The sequence below is a fragment of the Bacillus sp. FSL P4-0290 genome, from assembly GCF_037975435.1.
GTDB classification, from domain to species: domain Bacteria; phylum Bacillota; class Bacilli; order Bacillales; family Bacillaceae; genus Bacillus; species Bacillus subtilis.
In genome coordinates this window covers 3254907-3274209 of record NZ_CP150253.1, presented here as the reverse complement: position 1 = coordinate 3274209, position 19303 = coordinate 3254907, and the positions used below count along the sequence as shown (strand labels likewise).

General features: G+C 47.4%; 20 protein-coding genes. All 20 read left to right on the top strand.

The window, feature by feature from the left end:
• Positions 1 to 16: 16 nt before the first annotated feature.
• The 20 genes from MKY10_RS17200 to MKY10_RS17105 all read left to right on the top strand — a co-directional run bounded on the left by MKY10_RS17200 (position 17) and on the right by MKY10_RS17105 (position 19239).
• Positions 17 to 355 (top strand): HNH endonuclease signature motif containing protein, encoded by a 339-nt coding sequence (locus MKY10_RS17200; protein WP_339225894.1) that lies wholly within the window; start codon positions 17 to 19, stop codon positions 353 to 355.
• A gap of 121 nt (positions 356 to 476) precedes the next feature.
• Positions 477 to 800, top strand: coding sequence for a P27 family phage terminase small subunit (locus tag MKY10_RS17195; protein WP_065180427.1), 324 nt, complete (start codon positions 477 to 479; stop codon positions 798 to 800).
• A complete protein-coding gene (locus tag MKY10_RS17190) occupies positions 775 to 2556 on the top strand; it encodes a terminase large subunit (RefSeq protein ID WP_339225893.1) in 1782 nt (593 codons plus the stop codon). The genes MKY10_RS17195 and MKY10_RS17190 overlap by 26 nt, the downstream gene beginning before the upstream one ends.
• Positions 2557 to 2567: 11 nt before the next feature.
• The gene (locus MKY10_RS17185) at positions 2568 to 3866 is read left to right on the top strand and encodes a phage portal protein (RefSeq protein ID WP_339225892.1); all 1299 of its coding nucleotides are present in this window, start codon (positions 2568 to 2570) and stop codon (positions 3864 to 3866) included.
• The gene (locus MKY10_RS17180) at positions 3820 to 4566 is read left to right on the top strand and encodes a head maturation protease, ClpP-related (protein ID WP_088110608.1); all 747 of its coding nucleotides are present in this window, start codon (positions 3820 to 3822) and stop codon (positions 4564 to 4566) included. The genes MKY10_RS17185 and MKY10_RS17180 overlap by 47 nt, the downstream gene beginning before the upstream one ends.
• Positions 4566 to 5720: a phage major capsid protein gene (locus MKY10_RS17175; RefSeq protein WP_339225891.1), complete on the top strand. Its 1155-nt coding sequence runs from the start codon at positions 4566 to 4568 to the stop codon at positions 5718 to 5720. The genes MKY10_RS17180 and MKY10_RS17175 overlap by 1 nt, the downstream gene beginning before the upstream one ends.
• A gap of 40 nt (positions 5721 to 5760) precedes the next feature.
• Complete coding sequence (locus tag MKY10_RS17170) at positions 5761 to 6249, top strand: Ig-like domain-containing protein (protein WP_339225890.1); 489 nt, start codon at positions 5761 to 5763, stop codon at positions 6247 to 6249.
• Between the two features lie 2 nt (positions 6250 to 6251).
• Positions 6252 to 6491 (top strand): head-tail connector protein, encoded by a 240-nt coding sequence (locus MKY10_RS17165; protein WP_148981638.1) that lies wholly within the window; start codon positions 6252 to 6254, stop codon positions 6489 to 6491.
• A gap of 4 nt (positions 6492 to 6495) precedes the next feature.
• A complete protein-coding gene (locus MKY10_RS17160; RefSeq protein ID WP_339225889.1) occupies positions 6496 to 6837 on the top strand; it encodes a phage head closure protein in 342 nt (113 codons plus the stop codon).
• Positions 6834 to 7262 carry an HK97-gp10 family putative phage morphogenesis protein gene (locus MKY10_RS17155; RefSeq protein WP_326121070.1) on the top strand — a complete coding sequence of 143 codons (429 nt, stop codon included), beginning with the start codon at positions 6834 to 6836 and terminating at the stop codon, positions 7260 to 7262. Before MKY10_RS17160 ends, MKY10_RS17155 begins: the two co-directional genes overlap by 4 nt.
• Positions 7259 to 7603, top strand: coding sequence for a hypothetical protein (locus MKY10_RS17150; protein WP_339225888.1), 345 nt, complete (start codon positions 7259 to 7261; stop codon positions 7601 to 7603). The genes MKY10_RS17155 and MKY10_RS17150 overlap by 4 nt, the downstream gene beginning before the upstream one ends.
• A 2-nt stretch (positions 7604 to 7605) precedes the next feature.
• A complete protein-coding gene (locus MKY10_RS17145) occupies positions 7606 to 8208 on the top strand; it encodes a major tail protein (protein ID WP_339225887.1) in 603 nt (200 codons plus the stop codon).
• Between the two features lie 81 nt (positions 8209 to 8289).
• Positions 8290 to 8628 carry a hypothetical protein gene (locus MKY10_RS17140; RefSeq protein ID WP_250629402.1) on the top strand — a complete coding sequence of 113 codons (339 nt, stop codon included), beginning with the start codon at positions 8290 to 8292 and terminating at the stop codon, positions 8626 to 8628.
• A 241-nt stretch (positions 8629 to 8869) separates the two neighbouring features.
• Positions 8870 to 13528: a phage tail tape measure protein gene (locus tag MKY10_RS17135; protein ID WP_339225964.1), complete on the top strand. Its 4659-nt coding sequence runs from the start codon at positions 8870 to 8872 to the stop codon at positions 13526 to 13528.
• Complete coding sequence (locus MKY10_RS17130) at positions 13528 to 14358, top strand: phage tail domain-containing protein (RefSeq protein WP_088110617.1); 831 nt, start codon at positions 13528 to 13530, stop codon at positions 14356 to 14358. Before MKY10_RS17135 ends, MKY10_RS17130 begins: the two co-directional genes overlap by 1 nt.
• A complete protein-coding gene (locus MKY10_RS17125) occupies positions 14355 to 16820 on the top strand; it encodes a phage tail protein (protein ID WP_339226501.1) in 2466 nt (821 codons plus the stop codon). Before MKY10_RS17130 ends, MKY10_RS17125 begins: the two co-directional genes overlap by 4 nt.
• A gap of 17 nt (positions 16821 to 16837) precedes the next feature.
• On the top strand, positions 16838 to 18268 hold the full coding sequence (locus MKY10_RS17120) for a hypothetical protein (protein ID WP_339225963.1): 1431 nt from the start codon (positions 16838 to 16840) through the stop codon (positions 18266 to 18268).
• 12 nt (positions 18269 to 18280) lie between these two features.
• Entirely contained in the window at positions 18281 to 18649 is a 369-nt protein-coding gene (locus MKY10_RS17115; RefSeq protein ID WP_339225962.1) for an XkdW family protein, read from the top strand.
• 1 nt (position 18650) lies between these two features.
• Entirely contained in the window at positions 18651 to 18950 is a 300-nt protein-coding gene (locus MKY10_RS17110; RefSeq protein WP_250623237.1) for an XkdX family protein, read from the top strand.
• A 22-nt stretch (positions 18951 to 18972) separates the two neighbouring features.
• A complete protein-coding gene (locus MKY10_RS17105) occupies positions 18973 to 19239 on the top strand; it encodes a hemolysin XhlA family protein (RefSeq protein WP_088110622.1) in 267 nt (88 codons plus the stop codon).
• Positions 19240 to 19303 lie beyond the last annotated feature (64 nt).

The following is a 19303-nucleotide window of genomic DNA, read 5'->3' as shown; positions in this document are numbered from 1 at the left end:
TACGGTGATTCGGTCGATGCCTAACTACTACGACAAACATAAACGCGATCCCGAAGCACGAGCGTTCTACAAGTCGAAGGCATGGACGGAATGTAGAGCGTTGGCTCTTACGCGCGACCACGGCTTATGCCAAGACTGTCTCAAAGAACGTAAGATAACGAAGGCTCAGACGGTTCATCATATCAAAGAACTGCGCGATCATCCGGAACTCGCGCTAACGCTCGAAAATCTCGTAAGTTTGTGCAATCCGTGCCACAACCGAAGGCACCCGGAAAAAGGCGCTGGACCGGCTGCGAAAACGGCTAAGAAACGCAGAATAAACGTGGTTAAGGCGCAGGCTAATCCGGAGCTATAGCCCCCCTACCGTCGGGATTTCGAAGGCAAAAACGTAGGGACCGGCGGGGCCCCTTCGCTTGTAGCGCGACCGGAAATTTTACATTAAAGGGGGTAAATCCCCGGACGAAAGGAGCGATCATATGGCGGTACCCACTGCGAAAAGGCTGCGCGAATATCTTGGCGACAGGTATACGGAATCGGACGAAGAGCTTATCGAACTTTACATCGATACGCATAAGTTCTACCGCCGATTAAAAAAGGAAGTGGCGGAAAACCCTTTAATGATGCGGCATACGAACAAGGCAGGCGCGGAAAACCTCGTCAAAAATCCGTTAGCGATTGAGCTTACGAAGACGGTTACGACGTTAAATAACCTTCTGAAATCACTCGATCTTACGCCGGCACAACGCAAGGAATTAAACGCAGGCGGTGATGACGATGACGACGATTTCAGTAAATTCTAACGCTACAGAGGTCGAAAAATGGTACGAAAACTGGCTAAAAACGCAAAAAATAGCCGGATTTATACGCGAAAAACCGTCCGAAAAGTTGCTAACGACTTGGTATGCGGAAAAGGTAGCGTCGGGTGAAATAGTCGCGAGCAAGAAAAATATTCTCGCTTGCAGACGTCACCTTCGCGATCTTGAACGCGCCGGCACAGACGAATTTCCTTACGTCTTTGACGAAGAAAAAGGACACCGGCCGATACAATTTATCGAGCGGTATTGCAAGCCGTCGCAAGGTCGGTATTCAAACTTAACGCTTCAGCCGTGGCAGCACTTCGTTATCGGATCGCTGTACGGGTGGGTTCATCGCGATACTGGGCTACGACGTTTCCGCGAGGGCCTGATATTTGTCGGCCGTAAGAACGGAAAAACAACGAAAATCAGCGGTTTGGCTAACTTTGCGATAACAAAAGACGGCGAACCGGGCGCCAGAGCCTACGTTTTAGCCAACTCGAAGCAGCAGGCGGGCGTGCTTTTCGAAGAGAGTCGCGCCATGATTAGAAAATCGCCAAAGCTTCGTAAACATATTCGCGAAAATCAGAAAGGCATTTATCACGACGCGTCAATGAGTCAAATCGAAGCGCGGGCGTCAGATAGCGAAAAGTTGGACGGCTTAAATACGCACCTCGGCATATTCGATGAGATCCACGAATTCAAAGATTCGAAACTCATTAGCGTAATCAAGAACTCAAGGGCTGCGCGGACTCAGCCGTTAATCATTTACATTACGACGGCAGGTTATCAGCTGGACGGTCCTTTAGTCGAATATTACGAAATTGCCTCCGATGTTCTTGACGGAAGTAACGTACAGGAGCGAAATTTCTACTTTATGGCGGAATTAGACGACATATCCGAGGTCGAAAACCCGGAAATGTGGATCAAAGCGAACCCAAACATCGGCGTAACGATGGATATTCCGTCAATGATACAGGACTTTAACGCGGACCGACACGTACCACGAGAATATAACGACTGGCTGGTCAAGCGTTTCAATATCTTCGTTGACAACGGCGAAGAAAGCTTTATCGACTTCGAAGTCATTAAGCGCAATAACGGACATGTAGATCCGGAATCGTTGCGCGGCATGAGATGTATCGGCGGCTTCGACTTATCACAAACGGAAGACTTTACGAGCGCGTGTCTGGAATTTATTTTGCCGGATAATCGCGTTTTTGTTTTGTCTCATTCGTGGGTTCCGGCGGCAAAAGTACAAAAAGATAACGAAAAAATCGACTACCGTGGGTTTGAGGCCGACGGTTATTTGACGATTATTCCGGGCGAATACGTGGAATACGAGTACGTTTACGATTGGTTCGTGGAAATGTCGCGCAAATATCAGATCGAAAAGATCACGTTTGACCCGGCGAATGCGATGCGGTTGGTGCAAGACCTGCAGAACTACGGATTCCAAACGGAGGTCGTGCGGCAGGGTTACATTACGCTGAGCGATCCGTTGAAGAACGTTAAAGAATTATTGCTCGACGGAAGAGTCGTATATAACGAAAACAAACTTTTTACGTGGTACTTAAACAACGTTAAGCTCGTCGAAGATCGCAACGGAAACTGGTTGCCGACCAAGCAGACGCGCTACCGGAAAATAGACGGCTTTGCTGCGTTCCTTAACGCCCATTCGCAGGTATATCTCGACATGACTAAGCCGGTTGGAGGCGGGAGCGTCGGATTTATCTCGATTAACGATCTACTAAACGGTTAGGAGGTGAGAAAATGGGCTTTTGGAGCAACGTACGAAGCTTTTTCGGAGGCGCATCCGGATCAAAGGCGGCCGTTAAAAAGGACCTTCCGCATTGGTTTATTCCTCGCGCCAGTATTTTCGGCAACTACGGAGAGACAACGCTAGCTGATAACGAAACAGTCTTTTCGGCTGTATCGCGGCTGTCAAATACGATGGCAAGCTTACCGATCAAGGCGTACAAAAATTATCAGCCAATCGAGTCGCAGGCATCCGAACTATTAACGTACGCGCCGAACCATAACATGACGTCCGGTGAAATGATCGGAATTTTAGAGACGCATCGAGCTGTTTACGGCAATGCTTACGCGATAAAACGGTATGGAATGCGATATGAAGTCATCGGATTGGATGTTTTAGACCCTTCGCGAGTGCAGCCGGTCATTGAAGAAACGTCTCGCGAGCTCTGGTACGAGATATTCGGTGATAACGGAAATTACTTCGTTCACAACATGGATATGATTCACGTTAAGTACACGTCGGTTGACGGACTGAAAGGAATCTCGCCGTTAAAGGTACTGCGGAACGCACTCGACTTTGATCGCGATGTAAGGACGTTCAGTCTCGAACAGATGGACGGCGCCAAGATATCGTTCATTCTCGAACTTGCGACGCAACTGGACGAGAAGCGGAAAGCGGAGATGCTCGAGAACTTTAAAAGTTTCTATAGAGATAATGGCGGTATCTTAATTCAGGAGCAAGGCGTTAAAATTCGCGAATTAAAGCAAGAATTCATCGATACAAAGGCGTTCGAGGTCGAAAAAGTGACCCGTTCAAGGGTTGCGCAGGCTTTTAACATTCCGTTATATATGCTCGGTGAAACGCAAGGCAGCGTATCGAACATGGAGCAACTTTACATCGATTATGTACAAGGCACGTTGATGCCTATCGCAACTCAATACGAAAAGGAATTTAACCGGAAGTTGCTGACCGAAAAGGAACGCAAGGCCGGTTATTATTTTAAGTTCAGTATGAACGCGTTATTGCGCGGAGACATGCAGACTCGCGGTAATTTCTATCAACAAGGCATCCGGAGCGGTTGGTTTAAGCCGAACGAGGTGCGTGCATGGGAGGATTTACCGCCAGAAAAGGGCGGAGATACGCTTTATTTAAGCAAAGACTTATTCCCGATCGATCAAGTCGCGCAGCAGAAAATCACAAGCACCGACGCGCCAACGCCTCCAACGTTAAAAACTAACGAAGATGATAACGAAGACTCGAAAGGAGGTGAGGACGATAAAGAAGTTCTGGGAAATCAAAGCGGCGAAGAATGACGCTAAAGCTGGAGAGGTATACATTTACAGCGAAATTAGTTCGGCTCAATTTTGGGGCGACGAAGTAACAGCGCAGACTTTTAAGGCGGATTTAGACGAACTTGGCGACGTTTCTACGCTGAATATCTATATTAACTCGCCTGGCGGGTCCGTTTTCGAAGGAAATTCGATCTACAACATCATAAAGCGGCACAAAGCCCACGTTAACGTTTACGTCGACGGGCTAGCGGCCAGTATCGCAAGTGTCATCGCAATGTCCGGTGACGCTATTTTTATGCCCGCAAACGCGATGATGATGATTCACAATCCGTGGACGTTAGCGCAGGGAAACGCGGACGAACTCCGCAAGCAAGCCGATGACATGGACCGTATTCGCGAAAGTCTTATCGAGGCTTATCTCGGAAAAGCAGGCGAAAAGCTTGATCGCGACCGATTAATCGCGCTTTTGGACGCTGAAACGTGGCTTACAGCGCAAGAATGCCTCGAATTAGGGCTTTGCGACAGCATCGAAGCACCTAAGCAAGTGGCTGCGAAAGTAGATACGAAGTTATTCGCGAGTTATCGGAATACTCCGGACGCTTTACTTAATCAAACGCAAGAAGACGAAAAGCAGGCGGAAAGAGAGCGCCTGGAACGCGAGCAATTAATCGCGGAAGCACAAACCAACTTACTAAAACTCAAAAACGGGGGAATTATTTAATGGAACTATTTGATCTGAAGGCTAACTTAAACACTGTGGGTACTCAACTAGCATCTGTCGAGAAGGAAATCATGAACAAAGCTGCTGATCCGAACGCTTCTATCGAAGATGTAAGAGCTCTTAAACAGAAGAAAGATGACCTTAAAGAGCGTATGGATATCCTTCAAAACCAACATGATTCTTTAGAGCGCGAACAGAAAGCGAAAATCCAAGCGAGCTTAGAAAAAGCAAAAGCCGGCGTATCTGCGGGGCTATCCAGTAACGATCCTGAAGTACAAAAAATCTCAGCTAAAGCCGGATTCATTCGCGCAGCTGTACGTAATGAAGTTCCTGCACAAGAAGTTAGAGCGGTTTTAGGGGACAACAATGGAACTGGTGGCGAAAAACTCCTTCCTAAAACAGTTTCACAAGAGCTTTTACACGAACCTTTTGTAACAAACCCACTACGCAGTGTATCAACTTACACTAACGTTACAAATCTTGAGATCCCTAAAGTGGACTTTTCTTTAGATGATGACGACTTCATTCAAGATACACAGACTGCTAAGGAACTAGAAGTTGAAGGCTCAGTCGTTACTTTCGGCCGTCGTAAGTTCAAAGTTAAAGCTAAAATCTCTGAAACTATTTTGGCTGCAACTGATACTGACTTGGTTTCTACTGTTGAGAGAGCGCTTCAATCCGGTTTGGCTGCCAAAGAAAAGAAAGTCTCTTTCGCTGTGACTCCGAAAACTGGCGAAGAAGAAATGTCATTCTACGGTGCAGGAATCAAAGAAGTTCAGGGAGACAGCACGTATAAAGCAATCAAAGCGGCAATCGCTGATCTTGCAGAAGACTTCCGCGATAACGCAAAAGTTATGATGCGCTACTCTGATTACCTTGAAATGATCGAAACTCTTGCGAACGGCAGCGCAACTCTTTACAACGCTCAGCCAGAGCAAATCATCGGTAAGCCGGTTGTGTTCTCTGATGCTGCGGTTAAACCAATCGTGGGTGACTTCCGTTACTCTCACTTTAACTACGATCCTGCGATCACTTACGAAAGCGACAAAGACATCAGCACAGGCGAGAACTTATTCGTTCTGACTGCTTGGTTCGATCACAAAATCAAACTTAAATCTGCTTTCCGTATCGCATCCGTCGTAACTGCGCCCTAATGCGCCCCAAGGGTTAACGGCGACTCCTAAAGACACATCGGTGTCCCTTAGTTGGGACGCCGTAACCTTTAACGGGGGCATCAAAGAATACGAAGTTTATAGAGACGGAGTATCCATCGGAACACGCGTAGGAACATCGTTTGCGGACAGCGGCTTGACGCAATTAACTACGTATAAGTATCAAGTCCGCGCAATTCCTAACGTCGGTGATCCGTCGCCACTTAGCGCCGAGCTTTCGGTTACAACGTTAGCGACCGAACCTACAAGCGTTAACGTAACGGAATCATCTAAGACATTAACGGTCGGCGATACGTACCAGATTAACGCAACAGTTTCGCCAGCAGGCGCAGATCAAAACGTGACCTACACGTCTAGCAGCACCGCAACAGCAACCGTATCAAGCTCCGGCTTAGTAACGGCTAAAACGGCCGGCACAACGACGATTACAGTCGCGTCTAAGGTAAAACCTTCGGTTAAGACGACGGTTGCTATTACCGTTAACGAACCGACACCACCGGCAGGTGAATAACGATGGCTCTTACGCTTGAGGAAGCAAAAGAATACTTGCGGATTGACGGAGATGAGGACGACAACCTCGTCTCCTTTTTTATTTCCGCAGCAGCCAAGCACATGGAAAACGCAGGCGTAAAGGATACCGAATCGGACCTATACAAAATGGCGGCGCTGATCTATGTCGCGGATGCCTACGAAAATAGGACGACAGCCAACAGCGGCACAAAAATCGCCGGTATGATCCTTCAATTGAGGTGAGGCTATGGCGGTAAATATCGGAAGTTTAAACAAGCGAATCACGTTTTTACAATACGGAAACACAACGAATGACGAAGGGTTTGAGATCGATGGCTGGACGGAGGTCGCTACGGTATGGGCGGCAGTAAAAACGTTACAGGGCCGGGAATATATCGCGGCGGCTACGATTCAGGCCGAGAGAACGACCCGTTTTATCATTCGGTATTCAAAGCGGATGAATTCGCTACTCAACAATAAGATGCGCGTTAAATATGGCGGACGCGAGTTCGAGATCAAAAGCATCATCAACGATAACGAAGCGAACGTTACCTTCACGATTATCGGGGAGGAGGTCAACGTTAAGTGAGTTCGAGATCAAACGTAAAAGGAATGCGCGAATTAATGACGCGGCTTAATCGGATGGGCCGCGAAGCTCAATCCGTTAAGAAAGGCGCTCTCGAAGCCGGCGCAAAACCGGTATTTGACGAGATGGAAGCGCGAAAACCTAGCGAACAAAGCAAGATCCTAGTCAGCGACGTTAAGAACGACATTATCGAAATCGGACCGAGCGACCTCGACTTTATATCGCGATTCGCTGAGTTCGGCACCAGTCCGCACTTAGAGAAAGCGAAGAACAAAAAGGTCATGAGCGACGGTTCTACGTTTTACGGAAGAGAAGTCGACCACCCCGGACACCAAGCGATGCCTTTCATTGAGCCGTCTTTCAACGCGAAAAAGAACGAAGCACAGCGCGAAATCAGACGCTATTTAGAAAGGGAGTTACTGCGATGAGTGCACGGGCAATCGTTAATTCGGCGCTTAAACCGTTGGGCGTGCCCGTTGTTTTTCTGAAGTATCGCGGAGAGGACGAAACGTATATCCGTTTTTTCTTCTACGACGAAAAGAGCGCATTCAATGCGGAAGATGCCGAGGAAGCGACGGGATTTTACGTTCAAGTTGATATTTATACGAAGGACCATAGCGAATACGCCCGTCTAGAAACCGGTGTTAAGAAACAGCTCGTTGACGCGGGCTTTGGTCGCTTAGGGCAGTACGACCTATACGAAAACGAAACGGAGATCTACCACAAGGTGCTCCGTTTTTATTATGCGCAAAATACAGAGGAGGAATAAATTTGGCAGGAACACGCATGGGATTACGCGATATTTACTTTGCGAAATTGATTAAGGACGATGCTACGGGCGCCACTTACGATACGCCGGTTAAGGTCGGTAAGGCAATCGAGGCATCTATTTCACCGAATACAAACAGCGAAACTTTGAACGCGGATGATGGTCCGTCAGAAATCGAAACAGCTTTCGGAGGCGTTGAGGTAGAAATCGGTGTTGACCAATTATCTCACGATATCCAGGCGTTATTGCTCGGTCACACGATTAACGCTGACGGCGTACTCGAAAAGAAAGACACTGACTTGGCGCCATATGGTGCGTTGCTCTTTAAGTCGCAAGTATCGGGCGGCGGCGATAAGCTTTACGCGTTATATAAAGGTAAATTCCAGTTACAAGAAGAAGAATTCGCAACTAAAACGGATAGTCCGGAATTCCAGACAGATTCAATTTCCGGTACATTCATGCGTCGTGAATTTGATGGCGTTTGGGGACGTTCAGTTTACACGAAAGGTGAAGGCGTTAATCAGACGGTCATTAACGATTGGTTTAAGAAAGTTTACGAGCCTTCTACGTCTTCACCTGCACCGGAAGAAAATACAGGAGCTTAATAGATTCAACGGAGAGTTCGGCGCAAGCCGGCTCTCTTTTTATTTGACTACTTAAAAACAAAAAACTAGGAGAGTGTTTATATGCAAATTACATTACTAATCAACGGTGAGGAAAAAGTATTTAGCGCGCCATTCATTAAAGGAAGAATGCTTCGCGAAGCTATCAAACTTTCGAAAACAAGCAACTTCGATGACTTGGACGTTGGCGATCTTGACAACCTCGTTGATTACGTTGTTCGCGTTTACGACGGCCAGTTCTCGCTTGACGATTTCTACGACGGAATTTCTTCCGAAAAGATGATCTCAACTATTTCCGATACGATCCAAGGCGTCGTAGGAACGGTTAATGCAGGCGTTGAACCATCAGAAACTGCGAAAGGTGAAGGCGAAGCCACTGCGGAGACTCCGGCAAAAAACTAACGCCGGGGTACCTTTTCCCTTTAGACTTCCTCGAAAAGCTCGAACACGACATTAAAAAGCTTTATCTCGACAGCATGGAACGGCCGCAGGATATCTATTACCTGGACGAAATGGACATCGGCTGGTTCTTCGAGCTAATGCAATATTCCGATAGCGGTAAAAACAAGCGCAACGATTCAAGCGGCGGGAAGCAGGAAGTCTATATCGATCAGGTACTCGGTTTTTAGAAAGGGGGTAAAGCATGGCGGAATCACTCGGCTCATTGCGAGTCAGTATCGGACTAGAAAGCGCAGACCTAACGCGAGGACTTGCGGATATCAACCGAAAGCTCGGTGCGCTTAATAGCGAATTCAAGGCGACTATGGCTGGCGCAGGTAAATTCGATAATAGTCTCGATACTCTTAATCAGAAAGCGAACGTACTAAATCGAACGCTGCAAGTACACAAAGCGAAACTAACCGATCTTAAGCGTCAGTACGAAGAAAGCGTGCGGACAAAAGGAAAAGATGCGGCTGCCTCCGTTAAGTTACTAACGCAGTACAACAAAGCGTTAGCGGCCATGAGGAAAACCGAGGACCAACTCGATCTCGTCAACAAACGGATTAAGGAACAGAGTACAGGTTTCGCACAGCTAGGCGCCAAACTAAACGCGAGCGTCAATACGATCACAACGAAAATGCGTGCGCTTGATGCGGCGTTTAAAGCGTCAACGGCTGGCGTTGATAACTTCGGATCGACCTCGGACCAACTGAGGCAGAAAGCCGACCATTTAAATAAATCGATTGATCTTCAGCAGCAGCGCCTTAAAGACCTACGCCGTTTATATCTCGAATCTAAACGCGCAAAAGGTGAGGACGCACAGGAAACGCAGGAACTTAGCGCTCGTATGAACGAAGCGACCGCACAGCTTCGCGAAACGCAGGCGCAATTAAGAGCGACTAACACGCAAATTGAGCAGCAAGCCAACGCCTGGCATCGCATGGGAACGCAAGCCCAAGAAAGCGGTGAAAACCTTCGGACGGTCGGCGGAAATTTACAGTCGATCGGCTCGGAAATCGCGACATCATTCGGCGCGGCTACCTTAGCGGTTGGTGGAGCGCTAGGCCTTGCGACTAAAAAGTCGATGGACTTCGAACAGCAAATGTCGAACGTTAAATCGGTTATGAATCCGGAAGAAGCGAATAAGTACAGCGATGCTTTAACGAACCTGGCGGTCAAACTCGGTGCTGACACGAAATACAGTGCGTTAGAGGCAGCGCAAGGTATGGAAGAACTCGTTAAAGCCGGCGTAACTACGCAGGATATCATAAACGGCGGTCTTTCCGGTGCGCTTTCGTTAGCAACGGCGGGCGGACTCGAACTAGCGGATGCGGCAGAAATCGCTTCGACTGCACTTAATGCGTTTAAGGACGACAACCTTAGCGTAGCGCAAGCAGCGGATATTCTGGCAGGGGCGGCCAACTCTTCGGCAACCGACGTTCAAGAAATGAAGTACGGGTTATCGATGACTTCTGCGGTTGCTGCCGGAATGGGGCTGACGTTTAAAGATACGGCGACGGCGCTTGCTGTTTTCGCACAGAACGGTCTTAAAGGATCGGATGCGGGTACGTCACTTAAAACGATGCTCAGCCGTTTAGTGCCGATGACTAAAGCGCAATATGAATCGATGTCCGACTTAGGTTTAGTAACGCTTGATACAACCGAAGCCTATAAGCGGATGGCTGAAAAAGGCTTCAAGCCGGCGACCAAGGACTTAGGCGATATTTACGACGCTCTTAATAAATACGTTGCGAAAACGTCAGGCGCGAAAGAAGGAACCGACAAGTTTTCGAAGGCGTTCGATAAAGCGACGAGAAACCTCGGAATCATGGATAACAAGTTTTTCGATGCGAACGGTAATATCCGTAGCATGACGGAGATTTCCGGGGAACTTTCGAAAGCACTTGACGGTATGTCCGCGAAAGATAAGCAGGAAGCTCTTTATAATATCTTCGGATCTGACGCAATTCGTGGCGCGTTAATACTCGGAAAAGAAGGATCGAAAGGCTTTACCGCAATGGCTAAGGCGATGGATAAAATCAAAGCGGCCGACGTTGCTGCGGAGCGTATGAACAACTTGAAAGGTCGGATCGAGGAACTTTCGGGCGCGTTCGAAACAGCGCAGATCAATATCGGTAAAGCATTAACTCCGGTCGTATCGGCGTTAGTTGCCGTGCTTCAAAAGGTCGTTGACGCGTTCAATAATCTATCGCCAGGTATGCAGAAATTCGTTGCTATCACGCTAGCTGCGACTGCGGCCATTCTCGGCGTTATAACTGTACTTGGCGTTTTGCTAGCCGGAATCGGAGGCGCGCTCGTCGGTTTGGGTTCTTTACAAATCGCGTGGGGTCTTTTGTCGGTTCAGATTGCGGCGGCAGGCGGCATGATGGGAATATTTACGTCGATATTGGCGGCCTTAACGAGTCCAATTTCGTTAACAATAGCGGGCATAGCCGCACTAGTTACCGTCTTTGTTCTCGTATACAAACACTCGGAGCAGTTACAGAAACTTCTCGGCGTAGTGTTTAACGCAATCAAAGCCGGAGCCTTAGTCGCATATAACGGCGCGAAGGTAGCTTTTGACGGAATCGTAGCGGCAGTGCTTCCGGTACTTGTTCAAGGGTTTACGTCATTACTGCCGATTATTCTGAACGTAGTCCAAGCGGTATTTCCAGTAGCTTTGAGTCTTATTCAAGCAATCGTGCCGATAATTCAAATGATCGCGACTCAGGTACTTCCGATATTATTGAGCGCCGTTCAGGCGATTTTCCCTGCAGTCCTGACAATCATACAAGCAGCATTACCGATTGTTGTTGCGATAATCAAATTACTCGCTACCGTAATCAAAGATCTCGTAACTAATGTATTACCTCTTGTACTTAGCGTGGTTCAAGCGGTTTTCCCTGTTGTTCTAGCGATTATCCAAGCGGCAGTCCCAGTTATCATTGCGATATTGAAGGGTGTAGCAATAATTATTCAAAACGTAGTCATTCCAGCAATTCGTTTCATACTGCAAGTTGTTCAGATTGTTTTTCCGGTAATTGTCGGCGTTATTCAAGGAGCTCTTAATTTAGTTACAAATATCATCAAGCTTTTCTCTTCGGTACTAAAAGGAGATTGGCAAGGTGTTTGGAACGCGGTTTTAGGGATACTGAAGAGCGTGTGGACAATTATTGGTTCTGTTATACAAGGTGCCGTTAACTTAGTTTTATTAGCTGTTACAACTGCGTGGAACCTAATAAAGTCTGTAACTTCTTCTGTTTTTAATGCGATATGGGGATTTCTGAAGAGTATATGGAACAGTATATGGGGAACTGTTAAAAACCTGGCAGGAAAAGTAGTCGATGGTGTGGTAAGCGCTTGGAACTCTTTGTGGGGAAATACTAAAAATTTCTTTAAACGAATAAAAGATTTTGCGGTTGAAACTTTTGACAAGATGGTTTCAAACGCTAAAGCCCTTCCAGGAAAAATTGGCGATGGGATTAAAAACATGGCGGGCAAAGCGGTAGATGGCGTTAAAGCCCTCGGAAATAAGATGATCGGCGGATTCGAAGGCATCGTAAACGGACTTACGCAAAAAGGTATCAATAAGGTTCTCGGACTAATCGGCGTTGATAAAAAACACTACATTCCGAAATTAGAGATTCCTAGATACGCGAAAGGTACGTCAGCAGGCGGACATCCAGGCGGCCCAGCTATCTTAGGCGATGGCGGCGGCCCTGAGTTATTCCGTACACCTTCCGGATTCACCGGGTTAAGCCCAGGCAGAGATACGCTCTTTAATCTTCCGAAAGGTACGCAAGTCATTCCACACGATATGACGAAAAAGCTTATTGCGCAAGGCATCCCGGCCTACAATAACGGTACGAAAAAGAAAAACCTATTCGAACAAGGCGTCGACGCAGTTTCAGGCGCGAAAGACAAAGTCGTAAATGTCGCGAAGGGTGCCGTTAACAAAGTCAAAGAATTCGCGTTTGACGTATGGGATTACGTTTCCGATCCGGAGAAGCTAATCTCGAAAGTTGTCGGCAGTCTCGGCCTAAAGCTTCCGGAAATCTCCGGCGTATTCGGCAACATGGCGAAAGGGGCTTACGAAAAGGTTAAGTCGTCAATGGTCGGTTTCGTTAAGAAGCAGATCGATGATTTTGGCGGCGGCTTCGGTAGCGGAGAAAAAGCGACCGGCAACGTTAAACAGTGGATTCGTAAAGCGATGGAGATTACGAAAGTTCCGAGCAACTGGTTCGGTCCTTTAACGACTATGGCGATGAAGGAATCCGGAGGACGTACCGGTCCGTCTACGATTAACAAGTGGGACATCAACTGGAAGCGCGGAACGCCATCGATGGGGCTTATGCAGACAATTAGAACAACGTTTGATTCGCATAAGATGAAAGGCATGGGCGACATCATGAATCCGGTACACAACGCGGTTGCAGCCATTCGGTATATCATTTCGCGCTACAGAACGGTATTCAATACGCCAGGCATCAAGTCTATGCGCGCAGGCGGTCCGTACAAAGGTTACAAAATCGGTGACATCGTAACGCAGAAGCAGCTCGCTTGGGTTGCGGAAGAAGGACCGGAAGCGGTTATTCCGTTGCAGAACAACCGTCAACGTGCGATTCAGCTTTGGAAATCAACGGGCGATAAGCTCGGCGTTTCAAACGAAGGTCAAAGCGTGGCTCTTACTGCGCAGCTTATTAGCTTGCTCGAAAAACAAAACGCGATTTCTAGCGAACAGCTAAACGCCACAAAAGCGCTTGGCGATAAAGACACGGCGGTTTATCTTGACGGCAAGGCGTTAGACAATCGCAGCGCACGCATTATGAACGCCAAGAAGTTTTCGAAGGGGGTTAGGTAATGTTCGATTTGTTAATAGATCAGGGAGACGGCGACCAATCGCTACGAAGCCTACTCCCTTTCGTTAGGCTTCAAAGCTTTACGCCGGAGTCTCCGAGCATCGGTAGAACCACGTTAGATTTAGCGAATAGGAACGGTCTTGTTCAGCGCCAACGACGAGTGAAGTACAAAGAGCGCAAAATCAAGGCCGTTTTTCTATTGTCCGCAAGATCGCCGGAGCATTTCTATTTATATCGGGATGCTCTTGCGAAGCTTTTCGTTCAAGACGTACCGTACTACATTACGCATACTTTTACGCCCGGTGTTCGTTGGAAAGTCGTGTGTGATGACGTATTTGATCGCGAAAAGAATCGGGAGAAAAACTACAAAGAAATCGAACTCGAATTCATCGCGCTAGATGGTCTGTCGGAATCAAAGTATACGTCAGAGACTGCGCTAAACGTTGCCGGCGAGCACTTTTTTCCGGGCATGAACATTCCGGATCAGAACGACATTCCTTACCGGTTTAAGGACGTAGCAGATTTTAAAGTCTACAACGCGTCGGACGTTACGATTTATCCGACGGAGCACGACTATAAGGTCGAGATGTATTTGGCCGGCACTAATATAACGATCGCCAATCGCACGACAGGCGAATCATTAACGATAAAGACAACGCTTAACTCAACGCAAAAAGTTGAAATTAGGCGACAATACGTATTTGTAAACGATTCGGCCGGGGTTAAAACCTCCGGTCGTTTTCCGTCTATGGCGCCCGGCTATAACAGCTTTTACGTACAAAATGCGAGCGCGGTCGATATTCGATTCAAAACACGTTTCTACTATAAATAAAGGAGGGGCGGCCTATCAAACAACTATTCGTACAGTCGGTAGATACCGGAGAACAACAGGAAATTCTCGATATAGATGTAGCGCCGTCTCTCAAAGTAGGGACGGACGGCAAGAAAGAACTTAGCTTTACGATCGAGCTTACGTATGACAACCAACTCGCATTTAATCTATTAACGGAAACTAACGTACTGATAGTAGACGAAAAGACATACGGAGCACAGCGCTATTTCATTACGGACGTTGAAAAGGAGCAAGTCGACGAGTCTTTAACGAAAGTCATAACGGCTCACCACATGTACACGATGCGGCTCAATAACCATTTCGTCAACGAAGAACTATCCGGAACACTTTCGCTATCCAAGGCGCTGAGCCATACGTTATCGGGTAGCGGATTTAGATACGATATTTCAAGCGATGCGGCAAATATATCATCCGTAGTTCAAGAAAACTTCGGTAACAAAAACGGCATCGAACTTATGGACGAAATTGTCGAGGACTACAAAGTCGAGCTCGCAGTCGATAACGATATGATCTACGTTTACAAAAAGCTCGGGCAGGCGCGAAACTTTAAGCTGGATACGCGGTATAACATCCAAGGCATAACGATTAAAACTTCCTCGCAAAACATTACGACGCGGGCTTGGGGATTCGGTAAGAAAGACGAGAATACCGGCAAATATGCGTTTGAACCGTTTCAGTATATCCACCCGGATGAGAACTACTTTTTACTCGACGGCCGACCTCGGTATGCGGCTTCGATAGTTGACGATCGATATACGTCAAAGTCGAGCATGGAAGCTGCGCTGAAGGAAATCGTCAATCCTTATCCGCAAATAACGATATCGGTCACGCCAATCGCGTTTTATGATCCGTTGCTGGATGGCCGCGAAGACGAATTTGATATCGGTGATTCAATCAACGTAATCGCGGATACACTTATCGCCGGAACTACGTACGAAGATACAGTTCGGATCGTTGAGATGACGTACAATCCGTTAGATCCCTACGATGCGCCAGAATTAACGCTGGCAAACGTAAGTAAATCGGTGCTCGATATGCAAGTCGAAGAGATGCTGCGGATTCGTAATCAGGAAAATTATATACAGGCGCGCACCAACGAAATACGGCGCGAGATTTCAAGCGATATGACGACCACAACGCAGGTTCTAGAAGCGGCCACTTACGTAGATTTTACGAAGCAATCGCCGGAGTTATATGCACGACTTAATTTAGCGCACTCGACGGTCCTACAATCGTTCAACATCGATCGTGTAAACAATCAAATATACGCGACGCAAGTGTGGAACGGTGAAGGCAAAAATCCGAACATGGAATCGTTTGTGATTACGCGAATGGATCTATCTGGAAAGATGCTCGACTATATGGTCTGTCTCGAAGGCGGTCACGGAACGAATATCGGTCTCGATTGGTCGGCATCCGAAGGCAAAATGTACATCTGGAGCCATTATTATACGTCGGATGTAGAACGAACGCATACAATCGCTCGTTTTCCGTATCAGCCAGGCGCATCCATTCGATACAACGATCCGAGCATTCAGCGGACCAAAAACCTCGGCGGCGAAGAATACACGGTCGTTTCGCTAGACATCGAACACAATCTACTATTCTTCCGTCGCGAAAACAAAGTCGTCGCGCAAGACCTAGAAAGCGCTAGAAAAGACGTTCTAAAAACGGTAGACGAAATGACGGTTGATCTTCCGTCGGGCACGATCTTTCAGGGCGCGTATATGGACTATCCGTATGTCTATTGGTATACGGGCGACGCAAACGAAGCGACCGAACCGAACATGCTTCGCGTCTATGATATTCGCGGGAACACGACGATTTATGAAAAGCGGATTATCTTTGCGAAGAATACGGCGATTAGTTGGGAGGACGGTTTCCGAGAGCCTGAGGGCGTTCACGTTTACGTCGATCCAAATACGAAAACTCGAACGGTTATGACGGGCTATGCGACGGGGGCAGTCGGTAAACGTATTGCGAAAATTTACGCGTATCGCGAGCCTGCCGAGAAGCTAAATACGAGCGCCAGCTTTAACACGGATCTTTACGCAAACGATGACGCAACAAAGAAACTGCGGGCGGTCACTCAAACGCTGATTCTCGAATATACAGGCACGGCTTGGACGGTTTCAAATGCGGCTAGATACGTAGCGACGCAACAGAACCTCGTAACCAGTGTAGTAATTAGCGGAAACGATCTGAGGGTCACGCTTAACGAAAATTACTACAGTCTGTTACATGCGCAAGTAGAAGCGGACATCAACCTGAAAGCGGCGAATGTGCTCGTGGGTACCGATTTAAATCCGGGCGGCGATACGAGCAATATTTTAACGTTAGGTTTTGCGCGTAACGGAGCGCGGATAGCTCCGAACAGTACGTACGTTACGGCCGGCTCGAAAATATCCGTTTTACTAATGACGGCCAATCCGTCAGATTAACGCAAAGGAGGACGATCATGGCGATTAAATTAATAAAAACGTATTCTCCGAACGAGAACGCGACGCGCCTTAAGCAACAAGAACAAGACGCGCAAACCATCGAGGATGCGTTAAATAAGCAAAGCAGCGATTTAGATACGCACGAAAACGCTAAAATCGCGCACTCGGCATCGCAAATAAGTTACGAAGGAACTAACGTAGACACGGCGTTAAAAGCGGTCAATGCATACGTTGATAACCTCGTAATCGAAGCGAGTAAGGGCGATAGTAATGCGGAGGTTGTTGCGGCACGGACCAATTACGATGGTACGACGGATACTTCGCTTAAAAATCGCTTGGATAGATACGCGCAGAAAACAGATAACGGGCAGCTGTTCAAACTGACGACAGACGAAGGGTTTGCTACGTCCGTAACCTCCGGAGATCTAAACGATCTAACAACGCCTGGTTTTTATTATTTGATTCCCGGAACAGACGCGACTAACCCGACGATACTAAACATGCCGATTTACAGGACGGCTTTTTTACAAGTTATAAAGTCGAACAATAGTAGCGGCACGCTGCAAGTTTTTATTCCGTATAGAAGCTCGGCTACAGCTAATGACTATAAAAATATCTATTATAGAAACTTCGGAGTCGGAGCGAGCGCTTGGATGCCTTGGGCTGCGGTTGCAGATAAAGCAACAACCGAGGCAGCTATTGCCGCAATTACTTCGGAGACAATTAATCTCAACAAGTCTCAGCTTACGTTAACCGATGCAACGGCCAGCGGAGATACGTACCCGATCGGAGTAACCGTTCAAACAGTTAATGACGAGGGAAAGACGGGTTTTCCCATGACATACGGATTTGCTATGACGATAAAGTATTCTTCTGGACGTATGGCGCAGCACTTCATGGGCGCCGGTAACAACATTGGATACACCGGCGGTTGGGTGCGAACTTATTATTCTACGACTGGATGGAGTAAGTGGCACAGCCTGTTCGGTAATAACTCTTGGTGCAATGTTTCAGTTACGAATGAACAAACTTTGATACAAAGCGCTACTCAAAAGGTTAAATTTGATCGCGTAATCTCAGATTCTCACTCGCAGTTCAATACTTCCAATAATCGATTCATCGCAAAGGTACGAGGTATGTATATGGTTGGTACAGGTTTATATATCAACCGTAAAAAACAGTACAACAACGTTGAGCTTAACCTTTACAAAAACGGCACTAGATATAAAGTAATTCACCAAAATAGGCAAGATCCTAATAATACTGCGGCAGACAAATTCAACCAAGGCCATTACGCAAGTGGTGTTACAGTTCCGTTAGAAGTCGGAGACTATATCGAAATGTTTATCTTCGTGGGCGCCGGTCAGGACTTGACGATTACGTCAGGCTCCGGTTGGTACAACTATTTCGATATCTACCGTATCGGCGACATACCGCCGGGTATATAAGGAGGTTAACGAATGAATATCGGATTAGCAATGACCATTTTATTCCCGAATGCGGTAGCGAATCGTGACTATGTCGTAATGGTGGATGGCGATCAGCAGTGGATAGACGAAAATCAATGGTATCTAGACGCACCGATTCCGTCTGCGGAAGAATTAGAGGCGGCTTATCAGAAGTACCTCGAACAGCCTGCGCCTGATTCCGGAACTTCCGTCGAGGAATTACAAGCCGGACTTACAACGACGCAGCAGGCGAACTCGGTATTAATCAAGCAACTAAACGAAGCAACCGAAGCAGTCAAAAAAGCAAAAGAAGGCGCCGAAACAGCACATCAGATTATCGCGGAACTTATCGTGTTAACAACGGAGAAAGGGGTCTTGTAAATTGGAGGAGAATACGTTCTTGTATAACGCTATCAAGCTTTATTACGCGAAAGGTTACTACGATAAGCAGCAGGTCGCACGGTTCGTCGAACTCGGTAAAATTTCTCGCGAACAATATGCCGCAATCACTGGCGAAGTTTATTCTGGAACTGTTCCGGCAGAGCCTTCGCCTGAAGAACCACCGGCTGAAACGCCGCCCGCAACCGAGGAGCCGACGAATGATGGCACTGACGGTGGCGATACGGAACCTCCCAGCGAAGGGCCTTCTGGGGCGACTGACGGATCTACTGGGACTGAGTAAATAACGGAAAGGAGGCCGCATAATGTCGGAGCCGAGTAACAACGAGCTCAACGATAAAATAGCGGACATTCGCGAATGGCTGGTTCGGATAGACACCAAGGTCGATTTCTTTAACGAAGTCAAAACGAAGGCTGAACGTGCTGACGAGAAATCCGAAGAAGCATTGGCATTGGCGAAAGAGAATCGCGCAGATATAGCGGACATGAAAGCAAATACGAAATGGGTATGGGGCGTGATGCTGACCGTAGTAGGAATGTTACTTACGGTAGGTATCGCGCTTTTTACGTAAATAAACGCATTACGCCCGTCAGGTGAGAGTCCCGGCGGGCTTTTTTATTTCGAAAGGAGACGAT

Coding starts and splice junctions, on each gene's coding strand:
- MKY10_RS17200 (WP_339225894.1), top strand. CDS start 17: ATGCCTAACTACTACGACAAACATAAACGCGATCCCGAAGCACGAGCG.
- MKY10_RS17195 (WP_065180427.1), top strand. CDS start 477: ATGGCGGTACCCACTGCGAAAAGGCTGCGCGAATATCTTGGCGACAGG.
- MKY10_RS17190 (WP_339225893.1), top strand. CDS start 775: ATGACGACGATTTCAGTAAATTCTAACGCTACAGAGGTCGAAAAATGG.
- MKY10_RS17185 (WP_339225892.1), top strand. CDS start 2,568: ATGGGCTTTTGGAGCAACGTACGAAGCTTTTTCGGAGGCGCATCCGGA.
- MKY10_RS17175 (WP_339225891.1), top strand. CDS start 4,566: ATGGAACTATTTGATCTGAAGGCTAACTTAAACACTGTGGGTACTCAA.
- MKY10_RS17165 (WP_148981638.1), top strand. CDS start 6,252: ATGGCTCTTACGCTTGAGGAAGCAAAAGAATACTTGCGGATTGACGGA.
- MKY10_RS17160 (WP_339225889.1), top strand. CDS start 6,496: ATGGCGGTAAATATCGGAAGTTTAAACAAGCGAATCACGTTTTTACAA.
- MKY10_RS17150 (WP_339225888.1), top strand. CDS start 7,259: ATGAGTGCACGGGCAATCGTTAATTCGGCGCTTAAACCGTTGGGCGTG.
- MKY10_RS17140 (WP_250629402.1), top strand. CDS start 8,290: ATGCAAATTACATTACTAATCAACGGTGAGGAAAAAGTATTTAGCGCG.
- MKY10_RS17135 (WP_339225964.1), top strand. CDS start 8,870: ATGGCGGAATCACTCGGCTCATTGCGAGTCAGTATCGGACTAGAAAGC.
- MKY10_RS17130 (WP_088110617.1), top strand. CDS start 13,528: ATGTTCGATTTGTTAATAGATCAGGGAGACGGCGACCAATCGCTACGA.
- MKY10_RS17120 (WP_339225963.1), top strand. CDS start 16,838: ATGGCGATTAAATTAATAAAAACGTATTCTCCGAACGAGAACGCGACG.
- MKY10_RS17115 (WP_339225962.1), top strand. CDS start 18,281: ATGAATATCGGATTAGCAATGACCATTTTATTCCCGAATGCGGTAGCG.
- MKY10_RS17105 (WP_088110622.1), top strand. CDS start 18,973: ATGTCGGAGCCGAGTAACAACGAGCTCAACGATAAAATAGCGGACATT.